8 protein-coding genes and 1 rRNA gene are annotated in these 10,218 nt (G+C 30.7%); 2 read left to right on the top strand and 7 right to left on the bottom strand.

From position 1 onward, the window contains the following. Window positions 1–117 precede the first annotated feature (117 nt). The 5 genes from B5E79_RS12775 to B5E79_RS12755 all read right to left on the bottom strand — a co-directional run bounded on the left by B5E79_RS12775 (window position 118) and on the right by B5E79_RS12755 (window position 6,839). Complete coding sequence (locus B5E79_RS12775; protein ID WP_143746791.1) at window positions 118–636, bottom strand: reverse transcriptase domain-containing protein; 519 nt, start codon at window positions 634–636, stop codon at window positions 118–120. Window positions 637–1,195: 559 nt separating this feature from the next. After that, entirely contained in the window at window positions 1,196–2,596 is a 1,401-nt protein-coding gene (locus B5E79_RS12770) for a cadherin-like beta sandwich domain-containing protein (RefSeq protein ID WP_241147500.1), read from the bottom strand. Window positions 2,597–2,611: 15 nt separating this feature from the next. Then, window positions 2,612–4,483 carry a dockerin type I domain-containing protein gene (locus tag B5E79_RS12765; protein WP_087298296.1) on the bottom strand — a complete coding sequence of 624 codons (1,872 nt, stop codon included), beginning with the start codon at window positions 4,481–4,483 and terminating at the stop codon, window positions 2,612–2,614. Between the two features lie 135 nt (window positions 4,484–4,618). Beyond that, window positions 4,619–5,551 (bottom strand): homoserine O-acetyltransferase MetA, encoded by a 933-nt coding sequence (gene metA, locus B5E79_RS12760; protein ID WP_087298295.1) that lies wholly within the window; start codon window positions 5,549–5,551, stop codon window positions 4,619–4,621. Between the two features lie 61 nt (window positions 5,552–5,612). After that, window positions 5,613–6,839 carry a deoxyguanosinetriphosphate triphosphohydrolase family protein gene (locus tag B5E79_RS12755; protein ID WP_087298294.1) on the bottom strand — a complete coding sequence of 409 codons (1,227 nt, stop codon included), beginning with the start codon at window positions 6,837–6,839 and terminating at the stop codon, window positions 5,613–5,615. Window positions 6,840–6,896: 57 nt separating this feature from the next. On the opposite strand from B5E79_RS12755, the gene B5E79_RS12750 reads away from it, so the two are divergent. Beyond that, window positions 6,897–7,364: a GAF domain-containing protein gene (locus B5E79_RS12750; RefSeq protein ID WP_087245123.1), complete on the top strand. Its 468-nt coding sequence runs from the start codon at window positions 6,897–6,899 to the stop codon at window positions 7,362–7,364. Window positions 7,365–7,402: 38 nt separating this feature from the next. Here B5E79_RS12750 and ptsP read toward each other — a convergent pair whose 3' ends face one another. Continuing rightward, complete coding sequence (gene ptsP / locus B5E79_RS12745; protein WP_224759450.1) at window positions 7,403–9,112, bottom strand: phosphoenolpyruvate--protein phosphotransferase; 1,710 nt, start codon at window positions 9,110–9,112, stop codon at window positions 7,403–7,405. 169 nt (window positions 9,113–9,281) lie between these two features. Between ptsP and nagB the strand changes: the two genes are divergently transcribed. Beyond that, window positions 9,282–10,016, top strand: coding sequence for a glucosamine-6-phosphate deaminase (gene nagB, locus B5E79_RS12740; protein ID WP_087298293.1), 735 nt, complete (start codon window positions 9,282–9,284; stop codon window positions 10,014–10,016). Between the two features lie 114 nt (window positions 10,017–10,130). Here nagB and rrf read toward each other — a convergent pair. Then, window positions 10,131–10,218, bottom strand: a 5S ribosomal RNA gene (gene rrf, locus B5E79_RS14085); the annotation flags it as partial.

Below are 10,218 nucleotides of genomic sequence, written 5' to 3'. Positions count from 1 at the left end.
TTCTAATTCCTTATCAAATTTATCTAAGTAGATATTTGATAGAATTGGACTTAGAGGTCCTCCTTGTGGCATTCCTATGGTACTAGCTTTTACAAGACCATTTTCCATGATTCCTGCCTACAGGAATTTGCGAATCAAATGCAGTGTTGTCGAGTCATTCACATGTTCTCTAAGTATTGAAATTAATTTATCGTGATTGACTGTATCAAAGTATGCTTCTATATCTAAATCAATGACCCATTCGTATCCTTCATTCAGGTAGTCCAGTGTTCGCATGATGGCATCATGGGCACTTCTATTTGGTCGAAAGCCAAAACTATTCTCACTAAACTTACTATCATAAATTTCTGATAATACTTGTGCTATCGCCTGTTGGATGACTCTATCTACTACTGTTGGAATTCCTAAAGGTCTTTTCTTACCATTTGATTTAGGAATATAGACTCTTCTTACAGGTTGAGGTTTATATTTCTTTTCCAGTATCTGTTTCTTTATCTGTTCCTTATGGGTCTTGAAATACGCGTCAATTTCATTCACTGTCATCTTATCAATGCCAGGTACACCTTTATTACTCTTGACTCTTCTGATTGCCTCTTCGAGATTTTCATCTCTTAAAATCACTTCGATTAATTTCATGTTGTTGCTTCTCCTTCCTTTTGTAGATATATCTGGAACCATTCCCTCTACCTTCATTCCCATAGGATTACGATTCCCACTTATGGAACTATCCTTGATTCCGAACTGTCCAGACATTGCGCATGGTGAGTTGCACCATATAAACATTAGGTCCTTTGGTATAGATGTCCTTACCTACTACGACCTCAGCTGACTTCTTGTGGCAGACCTTTTTCGACCGATGTTACCATCACTGATTTTAAAGATATTGGAATTCATCGTCCACAAGACCTCCCGGGGTAATTCACGAATCCTATTTCTTTCACAACGTCCTGATTTACTGTCTTGGTTTTACGTTTACCTTTTGGACTTCAGTTTGTTAGGCAACTTCATCCACCATTTAGCCTTATATCAGGTTTCTGTTCGTACGCTCGAAAGAATCGCTACTCCACTTCCTCCATCCTCAACATCACTGTTAACGACTTGTGGTTCACTACACTTGGCGGTAAATACCTGTGGTTGGCTTATCTCCAACTGAATTCGTGCCATGCCCGGCACACCTAAAAAAATCAAGGATTCATTATCCTTGATTTTTCTTATCGTAATAATCTTTAATTGCCGAAATAGATTTTTTCTTGAAATTAAAATACATATAACCAACAACGGCAGTTGATAATGCAAATACAACAGTTGTACCAATAAATACATATGTTAATGTATTATCTTTTTCTTCAACAGGTGTATATTTTTGTAATGTACCTTCTGTATCTTCATAAGTATATAATCCTGATTCTCCAGCATCATTCATCAGATATACAAGCGTATAATGTGATAATGTTTCTTCATTGAACTTCCATCCATTCATTTCTAAATCACCAATTTTAATTGTTGATTTTTCTAAACCTTGAACTTCTTCCAGATTCTCAGGAGCATCCATAATGACATATGTTTTTCCATTCACTGTTAAAGTCTGATATTGTCTTAGAACCTTATTATTATCTACATCATAAATATAAAATCCAGTTTTTTCATCTTCAGTCTGTAGATATAATAACGTTAATCCAAGATCTTTATTCTGTAAGGCTGTTACATCCTTATCATCAATTTTAATTGTTGTTTTTTCAAATCCTTTTGGTACATCAGCTTTAGATAAATCATTCAAAATTCCTAAATTTTGATCTCCTAATTTCACAAACTGTGTTGGTTTTTCTGTTACATAAACACTTATTGTATATGTTTTTTTGCTACCATCTTCAGCCGTAACAGTCACTGTAAAATTGTTTTCACCTATTTTTAACTCTTTTTCTCCAGTTCCTGAAACACTAGCTTTACTATCTTTAGCTTTAGCACTAATAGTTAATTTCTTAACTTCATTTGTTAAATCAACTTTATATGTTGTTGTTCCTGCTGAAAACTTTGGTGACAAAGTTCCTTCAGACACACTTAAAGAAGACAAATTCTTTTCACTAGATTTTTTTACTTCAGGTTCTTGAACTGTTGTAGTAGTTGAAGAACTAGAATTATTTGAACTACTTGAAGAGCTAGAACTACTTGAATTACTTGAAGTATTATTTGTTTTAGCAACAACTTTTACTGTCAAAGAGGATGAAAACGATATTGGTTCATCATCTACTGTAATACCTATTCCTGTATCTATCAACTTAATAGTTGCAGTTCCTTCAGACTTTGCTGTAAACTGAACTGTTTTTGATGCAGAAGTAAATCCGTTTTCTGAAACAGACAAATCAGCTTTCTTATACAATGAACCAGATCCTGAAAGTACTGAATTATTAGAAGAGGTAATATTTCCCTGTATGATATACATTCTGGAAGCTGATACACTTGCAGTCACACTTATTGTACTTCCTACAGTTACTGTAGTTGGACCAGACAAAGAGCTAGATGCAGAAATTGCTTTTGCATCAATAGGAAATGCAAACATTCCAAAAATTAAAATAAAACACAATAATATTTTTTTCATAAAAAACTCCATTCATTAAAATTTAGTACCAAAAACTATATATTTTTCTAACTTCAATAAATCACTTGTTGTTATTTTTCCATCATTGTTAATATCAGCAGCTTCTTTTTGTAGAGATGTCAAATTATTTTTATTAGAATTAATAATATATTTTTCTAATTTTAGCAAATCACTAGATGATATTTTCCCATCACCATTCACATCTCCTCGTGTATAAGATGTAGGACTATCAGATGTACTACTATCACTACCATTTGTAACAATTGTCACATCTGATGCAGGAACATATAAATAATCTCTTGAAAACTTATATTGATTATCCCAATCAGTATCAGTACGAGATTCATTCAACGCTGTATCACTTTGAATTTTATACCATTTTTTCCCTGATACAGTCACTGTATCTAAAACAATAACTGGTAAATTATATGTACGTGGGCTACTACCGCTTCCCAATGTATGAGTAACAGTTGAACCAGGTTCTTTATAAAGTTTATAACTTTTTTGTTGCCCATTGATTATACCAATTGTATATTTATTATAATCATTTCCATAATTATAATAATAATTAACACTAGCTGCTTTTTCTCCCCAATAAGGATCAGAAGCGTAGCGAACATTAATACCTGATAATTTATCACCTAAATGTCCACCATTATAACGCCAATCCTCATTGTCTAAATATCCATTGGAAATAAATTTTTCTGCATGATATTTTATACTTGTTTGAGGGTTTTCATATCCATTTGCTCCATAATATGGATTATTATCTACTGCACCATGTCCAAATAAATTATTTTTATCTTGTGCTATTGCACTTGTTCCCCACTTACTTTCATTTCCGGATACACCAAACATCAATAAAGCATTAGTTCCATATGTATTTTGATTGTCAATATAATATTGCCCCATATTTTTCATTTTTGAAGAACTAGAGCCCACTTTATCATTTGTAATAGTATTAAAGTTTGATGAAGTTAAAGTTGTTTTAGAACGATGTGAAAGAAATTGATAATAATTGTAGAAAGGATTAGATTTATTAACAGCGTTAGGATAAGATGTATTACTGTTTTGATAGTCCTTAATCATTGTTGGATAACTCGTATAGAAATAATGTCCATCATAACTATAATAATTTATTCCTTCACTTAAATAACTTGGCTTTTTCCCGACTTTTTGCACACCAAAACTCTTTGATCCATAATAATATTTATGATATAAGTAACCACCCTCAACATAATAATGCGAAATATTTTTAGCCTTTGTGTAATCTACAATTGTAACATCCTCTTTATTAAAATCCATCACTACTCCTGCTTGCTTACCACGAATTTTTCCATTAAACTCACCAATATAAGCAGCATCTTTGGCATAACTTCCTGTTGTGTATCCATCATATCCAGTTAAAACATTATCATAAGTTAAATAGGGTTGCAGATTTCCATTTTTATCTTTTCCTTCAGATTCTAGATACAAAACACCATATTCAATATCCTTTGTTTTTTCTTCAACAGCATATGTTGTAACAGAAAAGGTTCTTGCACGTAATTTTGATTTTGTTTTAACCTTATTATCTAAAGCTTCCTGAGCTTCTTCTTCATTTTCATAAGTTGCTATAACTTCTTTATCATTACCAGTTTTAGCAACCAAATTATATTCTTTTGATTGTTCAATAATTGCTGAGTTGTCATTTTCAATATCATCAAAATCAACAATAGATGTACTTCCATCTTCATTAATAACAGTAAAATAGTCTGTTATTTCTGGTCCTTTTGAAGAACTATCTTTTGCCTCAACAGAATTTTGATTTGAAACATTTATAACTAACCCTATAACTAATGTTAATGAGATAACTAACATACATAATCGACAGAATTTTTTTCTCATTAAAACACCCCTTCTTTCATTACATTCCAAATAAAATTATATTATATAAAAATATGAAATTCAATGTATTTTGTTATATTTTAACATAAAAAAGATGAATTTTATAACAAAATTCCCATAATATGTTATAAAATGTCATCTTTCTTTTAAATCATCTAAATTATATGGCGTTTGTTGATAAACATAATAATTTAACCAATTTGCAAAAATCAAGTAAGCATGAGAACGCCATTTGACTTGTATTTCATTATTGACATCATCATTCAAATAATAATTTTTTGGCATTTCACTGATAATATCTGGATTAGCTAAATCCCTTTTATATTCCTTATCTAAAGTATCAGGATCATATTCAGGATGTCCAGTCACAAAAAAACGTGATCCATCTTTTGAAGCAACTATATAAACCCCTGCACCCTTTGATTCAGCTAAAATATCTAAGTCATCTATCTTTTCAATATCTTCTTTAGATACACTGGTATAACGTGAATGGGGTGCATAAAATTGATAATCAAAACCTCGCAAAATTTTTCTTTGCATTTTTTCAACATTCGTATGATGTAGATATACACCAGTTAATTTATGTGGCAATAAATACTTAGAAACACCATAAAAATAATGTAAGGCTGCCTGTGCTGCCCAACAAATAAAGAAACTGCTAAAAACATGCGTTTTAGACCATTCTAATAATGTTGTCAATTCATCCCAATAATCCACATCTTGAAATTCAAGTTTTTCAACTGGTGCTCCTGTAATAATTAAACCATCATATTTATTGTCTTTAATATCATCAAAAGTTTTATAAAAAGCCAATAAATGTTCTTTTGAAACATTTTTAGATTCATGACTTGCCATGTGAATCCAATCTACTTCAATTTGTAAAGGTGTATTAGATAATAATCTTAATAATTGTGTTTCCGTTACAATTTTGGTTGGCATAATATTTAAAATTAATAACTTTAACGGTCTAATGCGTTGTGTTGTTGCACGTGTTTCACTCATAATAAATATATTTTCTTCTTTTAATATTTTAGCAGCAGGTAAATTATCTGGTATTTTGATTGGCATAATTATTTCCCCTCATTTCTCGCTTCATTTTATCATATTTCATAAAAGACTTGAATATCTTTTAAAAAGAAATCAACTCATTAAAAAGCTGAATAATAAATGCATCACTCATTCCTGCTAGATAATCTATAATACTTTTTTCAAAAGCTTGAGAATCATAGATAAAATCATAAACAACATGATTATGATATTCTTTTTTTCTCGAATAATTTTCTATAACAGCGTATTTTTCTAGCCACGCTAAATAATGACCAATTAACTTTGGATATTGTTTTAAATCCTGCTTTAAATCTTTAATAAAATCATTATGATTTTTATAATCATATAAAAAATCAAAAATAGAATGCAAAATTAAAGACACATATTTTTCATGAACTTGAACCCTTTTAATTAAATAAATATTTTGATAATTGAATTTCATAATAAATTTCATTTTATCAAAAGCTTCCTGAGATAAGCCTATTCCTTTTTCTACACAAGAATTTTCCACCACATCATGTATAAAATAATTAACAACAGAACCATTATTAATCGCATGAAATTGATAATTCCCCATTTGATTTAATTGTGTTCTTAATTCATCAATTTGAGATTGTGTTAAAACATTTAAACGTAAAGCATCTTCAATATCTCTAGCCAAATAAGCAATTTTATCAGCCATCTTTACAACACATCCTTCATATGTCCATGGATTGTATTGTCCTGCATATTGATAATCATTAAGATTGATATATTCTTTTCTTCTTTGAATATATTTTTGATTCATTTCTCCACAATGAGATATAATTCCATCACGTACAGCATATGTAAGATTTAAATTATGCTGATAATGGTTATTATCTTCTAATAATTCAATATGATCAACAAAATGTAAACTATTTTTTTCATGCCAGAACTTATCTAAATCATGAGATTTAGCAATATCAGTCAAAATAGTTTCACCACCATGCCCAAAAGGCGCATGACCCAAATCATGTCCTACTGCAATGGCTTTTGTAAGTTCTGTATTTAGACCCAGTTGATGTGCAATTGTATATGAGATAGACTCAACCAGATTGACATGTTCACTGCGTGTACAGACATGATCATCTTCGACAGCAAAAAAAACTTGTGTTTTATGTTTTAAACGACGATACGCTTGTGAAAAGATAATTCTGGTATAATCTCTTGCAAAATCACTTCTTAAGTCATATCTTCTTTGATATATATCTTCACACCTTTGTACAGCCAGCTCATATTCAGAATGTCCTTCAAACATACCATAGTCACTGAATTTTTGTTTTTCCATTTCTACTACCTCTCATTTATGATATATTTATGTTATACTAAAAAAGAGGTGAAAGCAATGAATACACAATTATTTTTACAGCAAGCCTATGAATTAGTGAAAGATGAGGAAAATATCACTGCTAACCTGGCAAATATGTCTGCTTTCTTAAATGAAATCATTCCAGATATTAATTGGGTAGGATTTTATCTCGTTGATAATCATGAACTCATTTTAGGTCCTTTCCAAGGTAAAGTAGCTTGTTTAAGGATTCCTATTGGTCAAGGTGTTTGTGGTAAAGCAGCTTTATTACATCAAACAATATGTGTCGCAGATGTACATCAATTTAGTGGTCACATTGCTTGTGATAGTCGTAGTAAAAGTGAGATTGTTATTCCTATAATCGTACAAAATGAATTAATGGGTGTCTTAGATATTGATTCTCCCTATTTTAATAGATTTACTTTAAATGATCAGGATTTTTTAGAAAAAATAGTAGAAATTATTGCTGAATATATTTTTAAAAAAGGACAACGTTCACAATGAACACTGTCCTTTTTACATTTTAAATTCTATTGTATGTTCTATTTTTTAATAACTTTTTCAACTAATTCAACAACTTCTTCCATTGTTGTACAATTAATTGCCTGATTAGCTAAATCAGCCATTTCTTTTTGAGATAATTCTCTAATTAATTTTCTTTGTGCCAAAATTGAAGTTGCAGACATTGAGAATTCATCTAATCCTAAACCAAGTAATAATGGAGCTGCCATTGGTTCTCCAGCCATTTCTCCACACATACCTGCCCATTTTCCTTCTTTATGTGCTGATTCAATAACATGTTTAACCAATCGTAAGATTGAAGGGTTAAATGGTTGATATAAATAAGATACACCTGAAGACATTCTATCAGCAGCGAATGTATATTGAATTAAATCATTAGTACCAATTGAGAAGAAATCAACTTCTTTAGCAAATTGATCAGCTAAAACTGCAGCAGCAGGAATTTCAATCATGATACCAACTTGTAAAGTATCAGATACTTTAACACCTTCTGCAACCAATTTTTCTTTTTCTTCCATTAAGATACCTTTAGCTTTTCTAAATTCTCCTAATGTCGCAATCATTGGGAACATGATTCTTAAATCACCGTAAACAGAAGCTCTTAATAATGCTCTTAATTGAGTTCTAAAAATATCTTCTCTTTGGAAGCATAAACGAATTGCACGTACACCTAAGAATGGATTCATTTCTTTAGGTAAATCAATAGCTTCGATTTCCTTATCTCCACCAATATCAAGTGTTCTTACAACAACAGGTTTACCAGCCATACCTTCTAAGATTTCTTTATAAACTTCAAATTGTTTATCTTCACTTGGTAATTCAGCAGATTCCATATATAAAAATTCAGTTCTAAATAAACCTACACCTTCACCACCATTTTCTTTAACACCAGCTAAATCTTTTGGTGAACCGATGTTGGCAACTAATTCAACATGATGACCATCTGTTGATACAGTTTTTTCGTTAACTAATTTCTTTAGTTCTTCTCTATATGCAATATATTCATCACGTTTTTGAGTATATTCTTTAATAGTATCTTCATCAGGATTGATCATAACAACTCCTTCAATACCATCAAGAGCAATCATATCTCCATCTTTAACTTCATCAGTCACTGTTTTACAAGCAACAACAGCAGGAATTTCCAAACTTCTTGCCATGATAGCAGAGTGTGAAGTTCTTCCACCAATATTTGTAGCAAATCCTCTAACTAAATTTTTATTTAATTGTGCTGTATCAGAAGGTGTTAAATCATCAGCAATAATCACAACTTCTTCATCAATTAAAGCAGGGTTAGGTAATGATTTTCCTAAAAGATTAGCTAATAAACGACGAGAAACATCTTTAATATCAGCAGCTCTTTCTCTAAAGTATTCATCACCCATAGATTCAAACATTGCTACAAATGTATTAGCTACTTCTTCTAAAGCAGCAGCTGCATTACATTTTTCATTTTTAATTTTATCTTCAACTTGTGTTTTTAATTCAGGGTCAGATAAAACCAAAGCATGTGCATCAAAAACTGCAGCTTCTTCAGCAGATAAATTTTTTGAAGCAGCTTCCTTAATAGCTTCAAGTTGCTTACTTGTGCAATCCATTGCATCTTCATAAGCTTTAATTTCTTTTTCTACATCTTCAACAGTTTCTTTAGTTACTGTTAAATCAGGCATAACTAATTTGTATGCTTTAGCAATTGCAATACCATTAGATGCCGCAATACCTTTAATCATTGTCATTTTGACCTACCTCCATATAAATTTATTTTACCTTATTTTCAATATAAAATAAAGATTAAACTTTCTATATTTATTAAATTTATAATTTTCAAAATATGAAAATATAGCTTTTCATTTCACTATGCTTGTTATATAATAAAAGTATATTATAGGAGGGACAAAGATGAAAGTCATTATTGTAAAAGATTATGAAGAAGCAAGTCAAAAAGCTTGTGAAATTATGTTGAATGTTGTTAAAAACAATCCAACTGCTAATTTAGGTTTAGCTACGGGATCTACACCTATTAGACTTTATGAATTGATGAGAGAAGATCACAAGAAAAATGGAACTTCATACAAAGATATTAAATCATTTAATCTTGATGAATATTTTGGTTTAGATCAATCTCATCCTCAAAGTTATCATTATTTTATGTGTCATAACTTATTTAATGAATTAGATATTGATATGAATAATGTTCATGTTCCAAAAGGAAATGGCAATATTGATGAAGAATGTAAAGCATATAACCAATTATTAGAAGACAATCCTATTGATATTCAATTATTAGGAATTGGTTCTAATGGACATATTGGTTTCAATGAACCAGGAACACCTTTTGATTCAGTTACTCACAAGGTTGATTTAAAACAATCTACAATTGAAGACAATGCACGTTTATTCTTTAATGGTAAAATTGAAGATGTACCTACTCAAGCAGTAAGTATGGGGATTGCAAATATTATGAAAGCTAAAAAAGTGCTTCTTATTGCTTCTGGTGAAGGAAAAGCAAAAGCTATTCAAGCTACAGTTGAAGGACCAAAAACAACAGATGTACCTGCAAGTGCTTTACAAGATCATCCTGATTGTATTTTAGTTGTTGATGAAGCTGCTGCAAGTTTATTAAAAAATAAATAAAAGATAAAAACTCCAATCTTGGAGTTTTTTTGTTGCACTTGTTATGATGAATTATCTGTCAAAAAAGGAATGAGAATAAAAAAGGAGGGAATAGAATGACTATTCCCTCACATGGACTGGCAGCGTGCTATTTTCGCAGTTGCCTACTATCTTCGCCGCTGTGATGCTTAACTTCTGTGTTCGGCATGGGTACAGGTGTTTC

The sequence above is a fragment of the Massilimicrobiota sp. An134 genome, from assembly GCF_002160815.1.
Taxonomy (GTDB): domain Bacteria; phylum Bacillota_I; class Bacilli_A; order Erysipelotrichales; family Coprobacillaceae; genus Allocoprobacillus; species Allocoprobacillus merdigallinarum.
Note: the sequence above shows the minus strand (reverse complement) of the source record. Positions and strands in the feature narration are given on the sequence as shown.